Annotated in this window: 16 protein-coding genes; 9 read left to right on the top strand and 7 right to left on the bottom strand. The window is 48.1% G+C overall.

The window, feature by feature from the left end:
• Positions 1-3 precede the first annotated feature (3 nt).
• The gene (gene clpS, locus N5E87_RS09265) at positions 4-312 is read right to left on the bottom strand and encodes an ATP-dependent Clp protease adapter ClpS (protein ID WP_011622425.1); all 309 of its coding nucleotides are present in this window, start codon (positions 310-312) and stop codon (positions 4-6) included.
• Between the two features lie 193 nt (positions 313-505).
• On the opposite strand from clpS, the gene cspD reads away from it, so the two are divergent.
• Positions 506-712 carry a cold shock domain-containing protein CspD gene (cspD, locus tag N5E87_RS09260; protein ID WP_011072576.1) on the top strand — a complete coding sequence of 69 codons (207 nt, stop codon included), beginning with the start codon at positions 506-508 and terminating at the stop codon, positions 710-712.
• A 147-nt stretch (positions 713-859) separates the two neighbouring features.
• Here the strand turns inward: cspD and N5E87_RS09255 are convergent, their stop codons facing one another.
• Positions 860-3085 (bottom strand): NADP-dependent isocitrate dehydrogenase, encoded by a 2226-nt coding sequence (locus tag N5E87_RS09255; RefSeq protein ID WP_037426509.1) that lies wholly within the window; start codon positions 3083-3085, stop codon positions 860-862.
• A 34-nt stretch (positions 3086-3119) separates the two neighbouring features.
• Positions 3120-3257 (bottom strand): hypothetical protein, encoded by a 138-nt coding sequence (locus N5E87_RS09250; protein WP_164717942.1) that lies wholly within the window; start codon positions 3255-3257, stop codon positions 3120-3122.
• Between the two features lie 178 nt (positions 3258-3435).
• On the opposite strand from N5E87_RS09250, the gene N5E87_RS09245 reads away from it, so the two are divergent.
• From N5E87_RS09245 to N5E87_RS09220, 6 genes are all read left to right on the top strand, one after another.
• Entirely contained in the window at positions 3436-4233 is a 798-nt protein-coding gene (locus N5E87_RS09245; protein WP_164717941.1) for an rRNA large subunit pseudouridine synthase E, read from the top strand.
• A gap of 70 nt (positions 4234-4303) precedes the next feature.
• Positions 4304-4795, top strand: coding sequence for an NUDIX hydrolase (locus tag N5E87_RS09240; RefSeq protein ID WP_086903583.1), 492 nt, complete (start codon positions 4304-4306; stop codon positions 4793-4795).
• A gap of 221 nt (positions 4796-5016) precedes the next feature.
• Positions 5017-6135, top strand: coding sequence for a tRNA 2-thiouridine(34) synthase MnmA (gene mnmA / locus N5E87_RS09235; protein WP_055648406.1), 1119 nt, complete (start codon positions 5017-5019; stop codon positions 6133-6135).
• 3 nt (positions 6136-6138) lie between these two features.
• Positions 6139-6756 carry a high frequency lysogenization protein HflD gene (gene hflD, locus N5E87_RS09230; RefSeq protein ID WP_055648405.1) on the top strand — a complete coding sequence of 206 codons (618 nt, stop codon included), beginning with the start codon at positions 6139-6141 and terminating at the stop codon, positions 6754-6756.
• A 29-nt stretch (positions 6757-6785) separates the two neighbouring features.
• A complete protein-coding gene (gene purB / locus N5E87_RS09225) occupies positions 6786-8156 on the top strand; it encodes an adenylosuccinate lyase (protein ID WP_055648404.1) in 1371 nt (456 codons plus the stop codon).
• Positions 8157-8278: 122 nt separating this feature from the next.
• The gene (locus N5E87_RS09220) at positions 8279-9418 is read left to right on the top strand and encodes a cupin domain-containing protein (protein WP_086903582.1); all 1140 of its coding nucleotides are present in this window, start codon (positions 8279-8281) and stop codon (positions 9416-9418) included.
• A 98-nt stretch (positions 9419-9516) separates the two neighbouring features.
• Here N5E87_RS09220 and N5E87_RS09215 read toward each other — a convergent pair whose 3' ends face one another.
• Entirely contained in the window at positions 9517-9975 is a 459-nt protein-coding gene (locus N5E87_RS09215; RefSeq protein ID WP_023265484.1) for a DUF4826 family protein, read from the bottom strand.
• 279 nt (positions 9976-10254) lie between these two features.
• On the opposite strand from N5E87_RS09215, the gene N5E87_RS09210 reads away from it, so the two are divergent.
• The gene (locus N5E87_RS09210; RefSeq protein WP_011716761.1) at positions 10255-11289 is read left to right on the top strand and encodes a Glu/Leu/Phe/Val dehydrogenase dimerization domain-containing protein; all 1035 of its coding nucleotides are present in this window, start codon (positions 10255-10257) and stop codon (positions 11287-11289) included.
• A gap of 194 nt (positions 11290-11483) precedes the next feature.
• On the top strand, positions 11484-11831 hold the full coding sequence (locus tag N5E87_RS09205) for a hypothetical protein (protein WP_011622377.1): 348 nt from the start codon (positions 11484-11486) through the stop codon (positions 11829-11831).
• 62 nt (positions 11832-11893) lie between these two features.
• Here N5E87_RS09205 and N5E87_RS09200 read toward each other — a convergent pair whose 3' ends face one another.
• The 3 genes from N5E87_RS09200 to N5E87_RS09190 all read right to left on the bottom strand — a co-directional run bounded on the left by N5E87_RS09200 (position 11894) and on the right by N5E87_RS09190 (position 17012).
• The gene (locus N5E87_RS09200; RefSeq protein ID WP_279775268.1) at positions 11894-15682 is read right to left on the bottom strand and encodes a S8 family serine peptidase; all 3789 of its coding nucleotides are present in this window, start codon (positions 15680-15682) and stop codon (positions 11894-11896) included.
• A 271-nt stretch (positions 15683-15953) separates the two neighbouring features.
• The gene (locus N5E87_RS09195; RefSeq protein WP_086903580.1) at positions 15954-16385 is read right to left on the bottom strand and encodes a MarR family transcriptional regulator; all 432 of its coding nucleotides are present in this window, start codon (positions 16383-16385) and stop codon (positions 15954-15956) included.
• 138 nt (positions 16386-16523) lie between these two features.
• Positions 16524-17012: a DUF1285 domain-containing protein gene (locus N5E87_RS09190; RefSeq protein ID WP_011716757.1), complete on the bottom strand. Its 489-nt coding sequence runs from the start codon at positions 17010-17012 to the stop codon at positions 16524-16526.
• Between the last annotated feature and the right edge of the window lie 30 nt (positions 17013-17042).

Raw genomic sequence — 17042 nt, 5'->3', positions numbered from 1 at the left:
CTGTTAAGCCTTCTCTAACGAACACAGTAACGGATGTTGGTTTTGTCTTGCAAATTGATTTACTTGTATCACCTTAGTTTCTGCAATGCCGTAGGGGAAAATCCCGCAGATACCCTTTCCCTGGTGATGAATAGTCAACATGATATCTGTGGCTTCCTGCTCATTCTTGCGAAAGAAGATTTGCAGCACTTCGATCACAAAATCCATTGGAGTGTAATCGTCATTATTGAGGATCACCTTATACATCGAAGGTGGCATTAACTCAGATTCCACACGCTCTTCAACGTGTTCTATGTTTCCTGTCTTACCCATTTTTTAATACTAGCCTCTCGTGTTGGCCTCTTCCAATTGCTATCTTCAAATTAATTAGTTGTTACCTCTTTGTTAATTTTAGCTTGACTTCCGCTTTTACTCCTTACATTCTGTAGCTCAGACGGTGAAACAATCCCGTCTATACAGGTTTTACTATCTTACTGGTAAGTAGACAACAGAAGGAAGTGGAAGTATGGCAAGCGGAACTGTTAAATGGTTCAACAACGCCAAAGGATTCGGGTTTATTTGCCCTGATCAAGGTGGCGAGGACGTTTTTGCACACTATTCTACCATTGAAATGGAAGGCTATAGAACTCTAAAAGCAGGCCAACCAGTTCAATTCGAAGTAGAACAGGGTCCAAAAGGAATGCACGCTTCAGCCATTTCACCAACAAAATAACGTTTGGTGAGGCCAATGATCTAAAAGGCAGGGATTTATCCCTGCCTTTTTATTGGGCGATTGTTAGCATTCTCGAAGATTAAGTGTCATAAAAAAGGCCTGCAATGCAGGCCTTTTCAGTATGAATGCTAAGTTAACGATAAATCGTTAAGCAATTAATAGCTTGTTCAGTGTCTCACTTGGACGCATGGCTTTTTCAGCTTTTGCGGCGTCTAAACGATAGTAACCGCCTAAATCCACTGGTGCACCTTGCGCGTTGTTTAGCTCAGCAACAATCACTTGCTCATTTGCGCTTAAAGCGTGCGCTAATGGAATAAAATGAGCTTGTAACTGCTCGTCTTTGGTTTGAGCGGCTAACGCTTGTGCCCAGTACATCGCCAGATAGAAATGGCTACCACGGTTATCCAACTCACCAACGCGTCTTGATGGCGACTTGTTGCTATCTAAGAACTGACCGATGGCTTGATCTAAAGTATCCGCCAGTACTTGTGCCTTAGGATTACCCACAGTTTGGCTTAAGTGCTCTAAAGAAGCCGCTAAAGCCAGGAATTCACCCAGAGAGTCCCAACGTAAGTGACCTTCTTTTTCAACCTGTTGTACGTGTTTAGGCGCACTACCGCCCGCACCCGTTTCGAACAGGCCGCCACCATTCATTAATGGCACGATAGACAGCATCTTAGCACTTGTACCCAGTTCGAGAATTGGGAACAAGTCAGTCAGGTAGTCACGCAGTACGTTACCGGTAACAGAAATAGTATCTTTACCTTCTTTAATACGTACTAATGAGAAACGTGTTGCTTCTTCTGGTGACATGATGCTGATTTCTAAACCGTTAGTATCATGCTCAGGCAGATATTGCTTCACTTTAGCGATCAGCTGTGCATCGTGGGCACGATTCGCATCTAACCAGAATACTGCAGGAGTATTGCTTAAGCGTGCACGGCGTACGGCTAATTTCACCCAGTCGCGAATTGGCGCATCTTTAACTTGGCACATTCTCCAAATATCGCCCGCTTCAACGTTGTGGCTCATTAACACTTTGCCACTGGCATCGATCACGTTAACTACGCCATCCGCTGGGATTTCGAAGGTTTTATCGTGGCTACCGTATTCTTCGGCTTTTTGCGCCATCAGACCAACGTTTGGCACGCTACCCATAGTGCTTGGATCGAAGGCACCGTGTTCTTTACAGAAAGCGATAGTTTCTTGATACACACCCGCGTAGCAACGGTCTGGGATCAGCGCTTTAGTGTCGTGCAACTTGCCATCAGGGCCCCACATTTGGCCTGATGAACGAATAGCAGCAGGCATAGAAGCATCGATAATGATGTCGCTTGGTACGTGTAAGTTGGTGATACCTTTGTCAGAATCTACCATCGCCAGCGCTGGGCGCTCAGCATAAACGGCGGCGATATCCGCTTCAATCTGTGCGCGGACATCGGCAGGTAAGCCAGCGATTTTGGCGTATACATCGCCAAAGCCGTTGTTCACATCAACGCCTAACTCAGCAAATAATGACGCATGTTTATCAAACACAGGTTTGAAGAACACTTTTACTGCGTGACCAAACATAATGGGATCAGACACTTTCATCATGGTGGCTTTAAGGTGCAGTGATAACAACACGTTTTCAGCCTTGGCATTGGCGATTTCACGCTCAAAGAAGCTCACTAAGGCTTTTTTGCTCATCACTGACGCGTCGATGATCTCACCAGCTAGCAGTTTCAGGCCAGATTTCAATACCACTTCTTGACCGTCTTTTTGCGACAGTACGATGTTAACTGTGTCTGCGTTAGCCAGCGTCACTGACTGCTCGCTACCGTAGAAGTCACCTTCGCTCATGTGAGCAACATGTGATTGAGACTCTTTGGTCCACTTACCCATTGAGTGTGGGTTTTTCTTCGCGAAGTTTTTCACTGACAGCGGCGCGCGGCGATCAGAGTTACCTTCACGCAGCACTGGGTTTACCGCACTGCCTTTGATCTTGTCGTAACGGGCTTTGATAGACTTTTCTTCGTCAGTCTTTGGCTCGTCAGGATAATTTGGAATGTCGTAACCTTTCTGTTGCAGCTCTAAAATACAAGCTTTTAACTGCGGGATTGAGGCACTGATGTTCGGCAGTTTAATGATGTTAGCTTCAGGTTGGTTCGCTAATTCACCCAGCTCAGCTAAGTGATCGCCAATCTTTTGCGCGTCAGTCAGTTTTTCAGGGAAATTAGCAATCACACGGCCCGATAAAGAAATATCACGGGTTTCAACCGCAACACCCGCCGCATCGGTAAAGGTTTTGATGATAGGTAACAGAGAAAGCGTTGCTAGCGCTGGTGCTTCATCGGTTTCGGTATAAATAATTGTTGGTGAGTTATCTTTCATGTTACATCCTACATTATTGTAAAATTTAATATTTTTATAATAATTTTATATCATGACGAACAAACATTGGCACGGCGGAATTCTCTATCGAGGCAATCGTGAACGCCTCTGCTACCTCAAAACCCGCGGCAACATCCTCTTTGCGTTCGCCAACGTGGGTAAATTGACTCATTAATACCTAACAAACATTTAGGCGTAGATCACATTTTCAGGCCGACATCATAGAGCATTCGCAGTAATATTCAAATTCCACTAACGGCGAATGCCAAGTACACTGTGTACAGATTATTGATACACGTCCTCAAACTTTTAAGTTCGGTCGTCAGCTTACAGCGACTATTAGCCACAGCATGAACAAAAACAGCACGCCAGCAACCGCATCCAGCCCACGCGCCAGCGGCAAACGCCCCGCTACAGGGCGCGCCAATCCGGCGGATAACCGCAATAGCGCCAAGAAACCCCATACCTTCGCCAAAAATGCCAAGCCAAGTTTACAGCAAGGGGCAAACGCTAAACGAAACAATGCAGAGCGTAGCGGCGCCAAACCTCGCTCGCAGCAGCGCTCTTCGGCTACGCGCACAAAACCCCAAGGCGAGCCGATGATCGTCTTATTTAATAAGCCGTTCGATGTCCTATGCCAATTTACCGATGAACAAGGCCGCAAGACCTTAAAGGATTACATCCCTATTCCGGGTGTGTATGCCGCAGGGCGATTGGATCGCGACAGTGAAGGCTTGTTACTCCTCACCAACGACGGTCAACTTCAGGCCAAACTGACTGAGCCGAAAAAGAAAACCTTTAAAACCTATTGGGTGCAAGTCGAGGGAGAGCCCACGGAAGCAGATTTAGCGAAACTGCGCCAAGGGGTTGAATTAAAAGATGGTATGACACTCCCCGCTAAGGTCAGCATCATGCCAGCGCCGAATGTTTGGCTGCGTAATCCGCCGATCCGTGAGCGAAAAAACATCCCTACCACTTGGCTGGAAATTCAAATCCATGAAGGACGCAATCGCCAAGTTCGGCGGATGACGGCCCATATTGGTTTTCCGACCTTAAGACTCATTCGTTATAAAATAGGTCAATGGAGTCTAGATGATTTAGCCACGGGTGAGCATAAATGCATCCAAGTGACTCAAAAGGCAGAATGATTTAACAACACTGCGAATGCAATAAACAGGATGTCACAGTGCCCAAGCAACAGATAAAAAGGTGATTAGCGTGGCAGAAAAACTCAGATACAAACCCAATGTGACTGTGGCCTGTATTATCCACGCGCCTACCGAAGATAAGTATCTGTTAGTGGAAGAGTGGATCGATGGCGAGCAGCGCTTTAACCAGCCCGCCGGCCATTTAGAAGCGAATGAGAGTCTGATCCAAGCCTGTAAACGTGAAGTGCTCGAAGAAACTGGGCTGGATCTCGAACCCCAAGGCTTAGTGGGGATTTATCAGTTTAGTGCCAGTGAAACCCTTGCTTTTGTGCGCTTTACCTTTTTCGTACAAGTCGATGCACTGCTCCCCCCTCAGCCACAGGATGCGGATATCGATGCTGCCCATTGGCTGAGCTTTGAGCAAATCGAAGCCAAAATGGAGCAGCTTCGTAGCCCATTGGTGCTCGATTGCCTTAGGGATTACCGCCATCAGCAGCAACAGGGGCAAACCTACTCCCTCGAATTACTCAATAGTCAGCGTCTAACGGGATGTCAAAGATAGCCCCAAGCGACAAGGCGTGATAGAATACGCCCCCGCGTAAATTCGCGATTCAACACGGCATTTAAGCGCTGTTTTAGCAAACACCCGCTCGATGAATCGCTCGCTTGTCTGCCATCAAACACAGTCTAAGCGAAGACGCAGATTTTAACGTGAGAGTGGCCCACCAAAGTGAGTCATTCTCGCGGCTAACCGATACATATACTCAATGGTTTTTAGGATCTATGACATCAATCGAACCCACTCATACAGGAAAAAAAGTCATTGTCGGCATGTCCGGCGGTGTTGATTCATCTGTTTCAGCCTATTTGCTTATGCAGCAAGGCTATCAGGTTGAAGGCCTTTTCATGAAGAACTGGGAAGAAGATGACAACGACGAGTATTGCGCGGCCGCTGAAGATTTAAAAGATGCTCAAGCCGTTTGCGACAAGCTTGGGATCAAACTGCACACGGTCAACTTTGCCGCCGAATATTGGGACAATGTGTTCGAGTACTTCCTCGCCGAATATAAGGCGGGTCGTACCCCTAACCCCGATATCATGTGCAACAAAGAAATCAAATTTAAAGCCTTTTTAGACTTTGCCGACGATATCCTCGATGCTGACTACATCGCCATGGGCCATTATGTGCGCCGCCGCGATAATGCCGATGGCACCACGCAAATGCTGCGCGGAGTTGATAACAACAAGGATCAGAGCTACTTCCTGTATACCTTAAGCCATGAACAAGTGGCGCGTAGCCTGTTTCCCGTTGGTGAACTCGAAAAGCACGAAGTGCGTGAAATCGCTAAAAAAATGGGCTTAATTACCCATGATAAGAAGGACAGTACCGGCATTTGCTTTATCGGTGAACGTAAATTCACTGAATTCTTAGGCAATTACTTACCGGCGCAACCTGGCAATATCGAAACCGCCGAAGGCGAAGTCATTGGTAAGCACCAAGGCTTGATGTACCACACCTTAGGCCAACGTAAGGGTCTGGGTATTGGCGGCATGAAAAACAGCAATGACGATCCTTGGTACGTGGTGGATAAAGATTTAAAACGTAATGTGTTAGTGGTTGGCCAAGGTGGGCATCACCCACGTTTGATGTCAAACGGCATGTTCGTCAATCAATTGCATTGGGTCGACCGCAAAGGTCCCGCCGAAGGCAGCCAGATTGTGGTGAAAACCCGTTACCGCCAGCAGGATATCCCCTGCACCCTCACCTATCTTGATGACAATACCCTCAAGGTGGTGTTTGACGAGCCTGTTGCCGCCGTGACGCCTGGCCAATCAGCGGTATTCTACGATGGCGAAGTGTGCCTAGGTGGCGGGATTATCGATCAACTGATCCGAGGATAAGCCGTGAACGAGCAGCTCCATAATCGCACGATGGCCTTTGCAGGAATACTGCAGGCCATTGCGCAAGTTCAGCATTTAGCCCGTCATGGTGAGAGTGACACTGATGAGCTGGCGACCAGTTTAAACACCATTTTAGTGACCAACCCTGAAAGCGTCGCCGATGTCTATCAAGACAAGGCCGCGCTGCACAAAGGTTATAAGTTGGTGTTAAACCAACTGGGCGACAGCAGTCAAAAAGATGTGGAAATCACCCGCTATCTGGTCGGTATTTTGGCGCTTGAACGTAAATTAACCCGTTCTAACAGCGGCTTAGCCATGCTTGCCGAACGTATTAATCAAGTGAATCGCCAGCTACATCATTTTGCGATCACCGACGAGCAAGTCATTGCCAATCTGGCCAGTATTTATAGCGACATTATCAGTAATCTTGGACCTAAGATTCAGATCTCAGGTAATCCGCTGTGCCTGCAACGTCCAATAGTACAACACAAAATTCGCGCCCTGCTGCTCGCAGCCATGCGCAGCGCAGTGTTATGGCGACAACTGGGCGGTAAACGTCGACACTTAGTCTTCGCCCGTAAAGCCATCATAGACACAGCCAAGAAAAGTCTTACCCTATAATAAAATAAGTTTTCATCAAGGAGCTTCACATGGATCTTTCCGCACTAACTGCTATCTCTCCGGTAGACGGCCGTTACGGTAGTAAAACAGCGTCATTGCGAGGGATTTTCAGCGAGTTCGGTCTTACTAAGTACCGTGTTCAAGTTGAAATCAACTGGTTAAAATTACTCGCCGATTGCCCAGAAATCACCGAAGTGCCGCCACTGAGCGAGTCTGCTATCGCGGTGTTAGATGCAATTAAAGACAATTTCAGCGAGCAAGATGCGCTACGCGTGAAAGCCATTGAAAGCACCACCAACCACGACGTAAAAGCGGTTGAATACTTCATCAAAGAAAAAATCGCAGACAACGCCGAACTCGCCGCTGTGGGTGAATTTGTTCACTTCGCCTGTACCTCTGAAGACATCAACAACCTAAGCCACGGCTTAATGTTGACCGAAGCCCGTGAGCAAGTGGTTCTGCCATACTGCAATGAACTGCTCAGCGCCATCAAAAAACTGGCCGTTGAATACCGCTCAGTGCCATTGATGTCACGCACCCACGGTCAACCCGCTTCGCCTTCAACTTTAGGTAAAGAAATGGCCAACGTTGCGGTACGTTTAGAGCGCCAAATCAAGCAAATCGCAGCTGTTGAAGTCATGGGTAAAATTAACGGCGCCGTAGGTAACTACAACGCTCACTTATCTGCTTACCCAGAAGTGAACTGGCATGCATTGTCAGAGCGTTTTGTTACCAGCTTAGGCCTGCACTGGAACGCTTACACCACACAAATCGAGCCACACGATTACATCGCCGAACTGTTTGATGCTATCGCGCGTTTCAACACTATCTTGATTGACTTCGACCGTGACGTTTGGGGTTACATTGCCCTTGGTCACTTCAAGCAACGTACCGTTGCGGGTGAAATTGGTTCATCAACCATGCCACACAAAGTCAACCCAATCGACTTTGAAAACTCTGAAGGTAACCTTGGAATTGCTAACGCACTGATGCAACATTTAGCGTCTAAGCTGCCAGTATCAAGATGGCAACGTGACCTGACCGACTCAACCGTACTGCGTAACTTGGGCGTGGGTATTGCCCACTCGCTGATCGCCTACCAAGCCACCTTAAAAGGCATCAGCAAGTTACAAGTGAACGAAGAGCATTTACGTGCCGAACTCGACCAAAACTGGGAAGTCCTAGCCGAGCCAGTACAAACCGTTATGCGTCGCTATGGTATTGAAAAGCCTTACGAGAAGTTAAAAGAACTGACTCGAGGCAAGCGTATCGATGCCCAGCAATTAGCAGCATTCATCGACGGTTTAGCCCTGCCTGAAGAAGTGAAAGCAGAGCTGAAGAAGATGACGCCAGCCAACTACATTGGCCGTGCTGAAGCCTTCGTCGACGAGCTTAACTAATATTTTTAGCTCAGCGGAGTTTGCTAAGTCGCAATAGCAAACATGCGCGAGCTGATATTGTTTATCAGCCATAAATAAGGATTAAGGCGGTTACATTCGATGTAGTCGCCTTTTTTGACACTATGTATACACTCAATCTCGATATCGCCCAGTTCCTCAAGGAACACTGGCAACAAAAACCTGTAGTTATCAAGGGTGCCTTCCCTAACTTTGAAGATCCGATCAGCGCCGATGAGCTTGCCGGCCTTGCCTGTGAAGAAGAAATCACCTCGCGCATCGTGGTCACTCAAAAAGATAACTGGGAAGTGATCCAAGGCCCGTTCGAGGATTACGACAATTACGGTGAAACCCACTGGCAATTACTGGTGCAAGCCGTAAACCATTGGTATCCGGACTCTCAGCCATTAGTGGAAGCGTTTCGTTTTCTGCCCGACTGGCGATTCGATGATTTGATGGTGTCATTCGCAACGCCAAGTGGCGGTGTCGGTCCACACGTTGATAACTACGATGTGTTTATCATCCAAGGTGAAGGCGAGCGCCGTTGGACTGTGGGTGCTAATACGCCGCAACAACGCCGTGGCGGTAACCCGAACTCGCCACTGGTGGAAGACTTCGAGCCTATCATCGACGTGGTATTAGAGAAAGGCGACGTGCTATATATTCCGCCTGGCTACCCACACTGCGGTGAAACCTTAACCTTAGCCTTAAGCTATTCAATTGGTTACCGCGCGCCGAGCCAACAAGAACTCGCCAGTGAAGTTGCCGATTACCTGCTCGACAATAACTTAGGTCAGCAGCGTTTTACCTCTGCAACTGAGCCTGCGAATCCTGGCGTGATCAGTCAAGATCATCAACTCGGGATCATGTCGCTGTTAAGCCAGCTCGCCCAAGATCCAACCAGCTACCAAGTGGTGCTGGGTAAACTGTTGAGCCAAAACCGTTTTGAACTGGATATTTGTGAGGGTGAAGAAGCCTATAACGCCGACGATCTGCAGGATGCGTTCGAGCAAGGCGCTGGCGTTAATCGTATCGGCGGCTTAAAAGTGCTGCGTTTAGAAAACGACACTCAATCCCGCTTATTCATCAATGGCGAAATTTATGAGCTACCCAATACACCAGAAGCCGTGTTAACTCAATTAAGCGACCATGTTAGCTTTGATCGCGACAGCGCCATGGCACTGTGTGAATATGCCGAAGTGCAAGCGCTACTGCTCCAGCTTATCAATCAAGGCTTATATTATTTAAGTGATGATGAAGCTTAAGCCTTAGCGCACTACTGCGTTAGGTCGACAGATTAGCGTCACCTAAAACAATAAAGGCACTCTACTGAGTGCCTTTAATTTTTTACCATTACACAAGATTAAGCATTGGTATTCCAAAGCTTTTCGTCATTGTGCATCCGATACAGGCTCTCAGCACGTGAGACTAATAATTGCGCAAATTTTGCCTGCGTCGCATCGCGTTGAACCGCGCCTGAACGGATTAAATTTTCGGCCTGCATCTGCCACATCATAGAGAAATGACGAATCGCATCACGCGCCGTTTTCGCGACTTTGACATCGACGAAATCCGACGGTAAATCGCCAGACATCACCCAATAGGTTTTGGCCGAAGGACGCTTAGATTCCATTTTCCAAATCGCTAAATAAGGCGCCAGATAACGGCTCTCGTCGGCTAACACTTTACTTGGGATCACCCCTTTTTCCGCTAAAAAACGGTTCGCCTTTTGGAATTGAGTTCTGACCCACTCTTGGCGCATTTTCTCCATTTCTTCTGGAGAGATTGTTGGTTGAGCCTGGTCGACAGCTTGTTCAGTCATACTTCCGTCCTATCTTATTGTTATTACGCGGCTTTCATTCTTGGGACAGCACGCGAATCGTTCTAATGTCTGAGATTATCCCAGTAAAAACTGGTTTCACACTAAAAACCTTACGTTTACGTAAAGTGGAAAGCTAGATTGCCACAAATAATCTATTTATTCGGTCATTATGCATGGTTGAGAGTATCGCTAAATGCTATGGTTCTGCAATAAATATAACGAGCTGTCGATGGGAAGTGATTCCATCGACGTTTTATTGTGTATAGCGGAGAACTTCACGTGGCTGTATTTAATCATGTATCCTTTGATGAGCATGAACAGGTCGTATTCTGTCATGATAAAGAGAGTGGCTTAAAAGCCATCGTTGCCATCCATAACACCAATTTAGGTCCTGCTGTGGGTGGTTGCCGGATGTGGAACTACCAATCCGACGATGAAGCCCTGACAGACGTATTACGCCTCTCCCGCGGTATGACGTACAAAAACGCCCTTGCTGGTTTAACCATGGGCGGTGGTAAGTCAGTGATTATTGCCGATCCTAAGCGCCCTGATCGCGAAGCCCTCTTCCGTGCGTTTGGCCGTTTTATCAATAGCCTAGGTGGACGTTACTATTCAGCCGAAGACGTAGGTACCACAACAGCGGATATCATGATCGCTCATCAAGAAACCCCATACATGGCGGGTCTTGAAGGCAAGAGCGGCGATCCATCGCCCTTTACAGCATTAGGCACCTATTTAGGCATCAAAGCTGCCGTTAAACACAAACTGGGTTTAGACAGCTTAAAAGGCCTTAAGATTGCCGTTCAAGGTGTGGGCCATGTAGGTTACTACCTGTGTAAACACCTGCATGAAGAAGGTGCTGAGCTTATCGTCACCGATATTCACCAAGCTTCACTCGACAAAGTGGCTACCGACTTTGGTGCTATCGTCGTTGCCCCACAGGATATCTATGCCCAAGACGTTGATGTCTATGCGCCATGTGCATTAGGTGCCACCCTAAACGATGTCACTCTGCCACAGCTTAAAGCTAAGATTGTTGCCGGTTGTGCCAACAACCAATTAGCCGAAGTCCGCCATGGCGAGCAGCTAAAAGAAATGGGCATTCTGTATGCTCCAGACTATGTGATTAACGCTGGCGGTATCATCAACGTCTCATTTGAAAAAGACTATGACGCGGCAAAATCAGAAGCTAAGGTCAGAGAAATCTACAACACTCTGCTGAAGATTTTCACTAAAGCCGATGCTGAAAACCGTACTACTGCTGCGGTTGCTGACGAAATGGCCCGTGCCATTTATCAAGCAGCAAAAGCATAATCATGCTGTAGGCGGACAACAGCGCGTTGTCCGCCTCTACCACTTCCCTCACTTCGCTTATCCAGCTAAAAAATAAATTCCTCTCAATACCAATCAGATACCAAAACGCCACGTAAAATTCACTTTTCTGTAGTGGAAAAGCCTATGTGCCTCTGCTTGAATTAATCACTCGTCTGTCAGTGAAGGGATTGCATATGGTCAGTTTTAAGTACGAGTTAAATCAGGACTCGGTTGAGCTACAGGCCAGTGATTGGTTTGGAATTGAACGGGTGTTCGTGAATGGGCAAATGGTGTCGCGCAAGTTTAACTTTGGCCCTAACAGTATACATAAAGTGCAGCTCAATGATGGCCATCAATGCAGTTTCAAGTTGTTTATCGACCCTCAAACCGATGAGTTGACTTGCCGAATTTATAAACACAATCAACTTATTACCAGTTTAAAACAAGGCAAAAATAATTTGCTGCAATGCCAGCGACTGTTGCAACAGGGATTATTGCTCGGCTCAAGTCTAGTGCTACTCATGCTCCTCCTGCCATTGTAATTGCCAAATAAAAACCGCCACTAGCGTGGCTAGTCGCGGTTTTACTGGCTCACAAAAGCGTGTTACTTCAACATATACACCCGCATCATGGTTTGTTTCGCTTCGCTACTACCATCACTCATCTGCACACGTAAGTGAACAAAATTACCAGCTGTGGAATCGTTCGGGATTGTGGCAACCCACTCACCGTTAACCCATTTCACTTCTGCGGTTTTCCAAGCGCTTTCGGCAAACTTTGCCGATACAGGGCAATAAATCGAGACAGAAATCGCCGCAAGCGAACATTCCTGACCATAACCGTATTGCAGCGTGACATCGGATAAATCCACCTGCGACGCACCATCCATCACAGCTGAGAGTTTCACTTCGACAGGTACACCTGCAGCCAAGGTATTATCTATCGCCACTGGAATGTCGAGCTTAGGAGTCAGCACCGCTTGGCGGCCCTGTTTACTCGAGTCTGTGCTGAATTGATAAATCCCTTGATAGAAGGAACCAAGATTGTCCTTCACCGGTGAGCTACTGCCCACACCACGGGCGTAAGATCGCACTTCTAACTCCACTTGCGCATTGGTATCGGGAAGCGTAAACACTCCACTGTCTAAGTAAGTGCTCTGGCCATTCACTTTGAGTCCGTAGAGCGACTGTGAATTATACCCGCCCGTACCATCATGCCCTGCCGCATCGCCAAACCGCACAATGCTTAAGTCGATAGTGTTAGTATCACGATTGGCAATGGCGCCACCATTGGTGAGCAAACTCCCCGCCTTGGGGCCTTTTAGCCAAGAAGTGGTCTCAACCGTGCCTTCGGTCATCATTCTTGGACCATCAAAATAGCCGCCGTCCGTCGATAACTGAATACCGGGCATCACAATGTTAGTCCACATGTTTTTGCTGGTTGCCGTGTAGTACTCGTCGCGTACCACGGGCGTCATGACCATTTGTGAGCTACCGGTTGAGTAAAACTCTCCGGTGCTGTTGGTCATCGCCATCATATCGGTCCAAATGGGGCGCTGATCATTTTGCGAATGATAGCTGGCACGAATGCGCTGCATTTTTTGCTCTTGCAACACCACTTGCCCACCATTGATACGCCCGTCGGTGATATGGTTAATGGAGTAGGCATAAGGCGTTCGCTCCGCAGCCGTACCTGACCAACTGACGATATTGTTACCCGCTTCAATCTGAGCTAACAGGGCTTCACCCTGCTCCGAACTGATCCCAACAGCGGGGATACGTGGCGTGCCAGAAATCGTCCCCTTATAACGACCATGTTGACCCGGACGATAGAAGATAACCCCAATCGCCCCGTTTTTAAGGGCATTCGCCACCATGTAAGATGTCAGATAATTAGGGTTGCCAATCAACGCAATACGGCCCGTTAAGTCAAACTGGGTCCAATCGGTGCTGTAACCCGCGTCGCCAACGGGCACGACTTCAGCACTGCCTTTACCATCAAAGGATAAGGCTAAGCCCTGCTTGTTATAATCGAGCACTTCGCCATTTTGCATGGTAAGTACAGTTTCGGGTGCAAAGGCGCGAGTGGTGACAAACGAGCGGAACCTATCATCATGTCCCTGCGACCAAGTGTAGATGTCTTTCACATAATCAGGCGCTAACTCCATCGCGGCTAATTTCGCCACTTTGTTATCATCCAGCGCATAGGTAAAGCCAAACGCATAGCCTTGAGGTGCCAAAGGTTTGCTCGCCTTGAACTCGAGTTTTTCGGCATTGCGGGCGTCGAACTCAATCTGGGTATCTTGGCTCACTTTACGATCCAGCACCGCCATTTGGGTCGCAGACTCAACTAACCCAGAGGTTGTTGAGTCATTATCGTAGGTCATGATGTTCGCAACGATAGTGTAATTGCCCTCAGGAACAGAGAGGCTTGCCTGACCATTTCTGAGCGTAACGGCTTGTCCCCAATCATCTTCTTCGTTCATTAAGTAGACTTTCGACGGAGAAGAAGCGGCTTTGCCACGCATATCGGTGACACTGAAGCTCAGATTGACTTGCGGCGGTTGGATCCAAAATGAAATCGGCACTGTGACGCGCTCATTCGATTTGCCTGTGCTGGTGCCTTCAATACGCCCAGTGATAGTGCCATAGGCGCCACTGCGCAGTGCCACACTCGAGTCAATCCACACTGGGATTTCAGCACTTCCATTGGCTGGCACGTTAATGCTGTTGACGCTAAGCCCCGCTAGGGTTGCTGGCATGCGCGTCTTACCGTCCTCACCTATCAAGCTCATTTTCAGCTTAAGGCTGATATCCTTGTCGGATAAATTGCGTAGACTAATGGTTTTTTCTGTCACGCCAATATCCTGATCATAGGCAAAAGAGCCGAGTTCCATATTCGGCGGCGCGATAATGCTTTGTCCTACAGCGCGATTAACATCCATAGGCCCAGCGCCTTGTTCTAGCACATGGGCATCGGTCGGAACCACAGAGGAAGTCAGCACTTCTTTCACTTGGCGGGGTGTCAGTTCGGGTCTAGCTTGCATCACAATGGCCGCGCCGCCAGACACATGGGGCGCCGACATGGATGTTCCGGACAGGGCGCGATAGGCCGTTACCCCGAATCCTCCCGAGGCCGCAGAGACAACATCCACACCTTGGGATGCGATATCGGGTTTCGCAGAATGGCCATCAGGTGAAGGGCCACGGGATGAGAAAGATGCGGTGTGATTATCGCGGTCAACGGCACCTACGGTTAACGCACTCGGGGCGCATCCTGGGATCCCCACCGTCTCGCGGGTAAAACTATTGCCCGCAGAAACCACGAACAACGCCTTATCACTCAAAGCTTCAACCATGTCGACAAGTGGTCCTGTACAACTGGTGCCACTGCCGCCTAATGACATACTAACCACATCGGCGCCTTGAGCCACGGCCCATTGCATGCCACTCAAGATCCCACTCGTCGAGCCTGAACCTGAATTTGTCAGTACCTTGCCCACCAGCAATTTGGCACCAGGCGCCATGCCCGCCCAGCGACCGTTAGATTCCACACCCGTCCCTGCGATAGTGGCCGCAGTGTGTGTTCCATGGCCGTTAAGATCATCGACGCCATTGCTGGAATAAGTAAAGTCTTTGCTCTGCACAACTAGGCCCGACAAGTCGCCATGCTGCACATCGTAGCCAGTATCAAGCACGGCCACGGTGACACCTTGGCCATTAAATGCCTTGGCTAAATTGCCATACGCACCGGTTAACGGCACGGTTGGGGTTAGGTTAGCCAGCGCATTTATCCCGCTAGTCGTATCCTTATGGGCATGCACAACCGCATCTAACCATACCGACTTCACCGCATCATCGGTACTTAAGGTTTCCCATACTTTGGCGGCTTGTTGTTTGCTGATCCCAAAAGCAGCGCTGTCGATAAGTTCAATCTCCTCGGTTAAGGTAGCCCCTTCAATGGGATTAGGCACAGCAGAACCCGCTAGGGTGCCATCACGGTATTCGATAATAACCGGCAATTTATCGGTGGAGGCATCATCATAACCCGCTGCATGGAGCTTAGAGATGTTAAACAGCTCGATGTCGACAGTATGGGACTCTACCCATTTTTGCGCCTTTGGAGTGATAAGATATTGACCATTCTGATTTTGGAAGAGGCTGGTAATCACCTCAGCACCGTTTTCGCCGAGAAGGCGGATACCGCCGAGTGAGCCATCGGCCCGCACAACGGCCGTGACCACCTCGCCAGTAATCAAGGTAAATTGTACGGCGCCAGATTGCGCTTCCATCAGCGCAACATTATCTTCAGCCAAGGTTGAATAACTGAGGGTAAAACCCATTGCCATCAGGCAAGTCGCCGCAATACGACTGCGCTTAAAAAGTTGTTTCATTTCATATTCCCTGAAAAATCACCTTATGATTGCTCAAATCAAATTTAAGCAACGTTTGTTATCTTGGAATGCTTGCTTCCAACACAACAAGATGACGTTTCACGAAACATTCTTGCAACAATCCTCGGGTAGCAATTTGTACTGCCAAACTAAAATAGCAATGCCCAGAGTATGGCTTGTTGCCATTACGCTGGGGAAAGACAGGAGTGTGAAAACTGAAGCAAAGACGAAATATAGCTCAAACGCAATGTCGAATGCTTGAAGCTTGAAATCACAAGGCTGTGATTGAAGGTAAACGATTTATCTTATTGAGTAAGCGCATAAACTGCTGGCGCTCTTCTTCAGTCAAATTGGACAGGTATTTTTCATTGACCCGCTCAGCCTCACGGATCAAATCCTGCTCCAGCGCTTTAGCCTCATCGGTGAGGAAAATCTGGAATGCACGGCGGTTATCGAGCTCTTGGTGACGGGTGATCAATCCCTGAACCTGCAACTGATCGAGCAAACGGGTCATGGTATAGTTGGCCACATCGCAACGCTTAGACAGCTCGGTCTGAGAGATCCCCTCCTCCTGCCAAAGCGCGAACAACACTGGCCACAACTTAATGTCGAGCTGATAGCGTTTCAGCTGTATATCGAGCTCATTTTGCAGCTCAATATTCAAGTGGGAAACAAGATAGCCTAAGCTTTCATAGCGGTTCAAACAGCACCTCCGAAAACACCATTTAGCCCCAACAACACTGACCCAAACCCGAGAAGGATTGGCCGAGGTCAGTTTTAATACTATCACTTAACCTGTAATAAACTAGTCAGCTTGCCCAAGTAATTGCAATCAAAATCTTTACGCATCCGCCTCTTCGTCGTCGGGTAAATTGAATTCATTCACAAAATTATAGTAACAAGCACGGCTCAATTTTCCCCATAGGCCGCGCTCTAGCGGCAGATAAATCCCAAAGTCGGTGAGCTTTAGATGATTGAGTGTCGCCAGATAATGCTCAGTGCCAATACTACTGCGCAGCGTTAAACCCGATGCTGTTTCATCTTTCACATAATCGACAATCAACAGTGGCGCATCATCCACCTCGACTCGCACCTTCTCGACTGGCGTGATCAGAAAATGTTCGCCATCGATACCATGTAAAATACTGGCAAATAACTTGGCAAACTTGGTCGGTAATGGGCTGTCCTGATATATCCAGTCACTGGAGAGTTGGATACGAAATAACGCGACTTCACTACACAGCGCCGTTGGCTGTGTGACAACATCCGGCGCTGGCTTGCTGGTGAATTCCTGTAGCGTGTCGATAACATTGTCCGTGTGTTTTTCCATAGCGTCCCCTCAATAAAAAAACCAGCCTGA

Source organism: Shewanella sp. GD03713, from assembly GCF_029843705.1.
Taxonomy (GTDB): domain Bacteria; phylum Pseudomonadota; class Gammaproteobacteria; order Enterobacterales; family Shewanellaceae; genus Shewanella.
This window is presented reverse-complemented; position numbering and strand designations above follow the sequence as displayed.

Excerpts from the sequence above, each read along its gene's own strand:
- N5E87_RS09215 (WP_023265484.1), bottom strand. The coding sequence starts at position 9,975 with ATGACTGAACAAGCTGTCGACCAGGCTCAACCAACAATCTCTCCAGAA.
- N5E87_RS09200 (WP_279775268.1), bottom strand. The coding sequence starts at position 15,682 with ATGAAACAACTTTTTAAGCGCAGTCGTATTGCGGCGACTTGCCTGATG.
- N5E87_RS09190 (WP_011716757.1), bottom strand. The coding sequence starts at position 17,012 with ATGGAAAAACACACGGACAATGTTATCGACACGCTACAGGAATTCACC.
- N5E87_RS09255 (WP_037426509.1), bottom strand. The coding sequence starts at position 3,085 with ATGAAAGATAACTCACCAACAATTATTTATACCGAAACCGATGAAGCA.
- N5E87_RS09205 (WP_011622377.1), top strand. The coding sequence starts at position 11,484 with ATGGTCAGTTTTAAGTACGAGTTAAATCAGGACTCGGTTGAGCTACAG.
- clpS (WP_011622425.1), bottom strand. The coding sequence starts at position 312 with ATGGGTAAGACAGGAAACATAGAACACGTTGAAGAGCGTGTGGAATCT.
- N5E87_RS09250 (WP_164717942.1), bottom strand. The coding sequence starts at position 3,257 with ATGAGTCAATTTACCCACGTTGGCGAACGCAAAGAGGATGTTGCCGCG.
- N5E87_RS09245 (WP_164717941.1), top strand. The coding sequence starts at position 3,436 with ATGAACAAAAACAGCACGCCAGCAACCGCATCCAGCCCACGCGCCAGC.
- N5E87_RS09220 (WP_086903582.1), top strand. The coding sequence starts at position 8,279 with ATGTATACACTCAATCTCGATATCGCCCAGTTCCTCAAGGAACACTGG.
- purB (WP_055648404.1), top strand. The coding sequence starts at position 6,786 with ATGGATCTTTCCGCACTAACTGCTATCTCTCCGGTAGACGGCCGTTAC.
- mnmA (WP_055648406.1), top strand. The coding sequence starts at position 5,017 with ATGACATCAATCGAACCCACTCATACAGGAAAAAAAGTCATTGTCGGC.
- cspD (WP_011072576.1), top strand. The coding sequence starts at position 506 with ATGGCAAGCGGAACTGTTAAATGGTTCAACAACGCCAAAGGATTCGGG.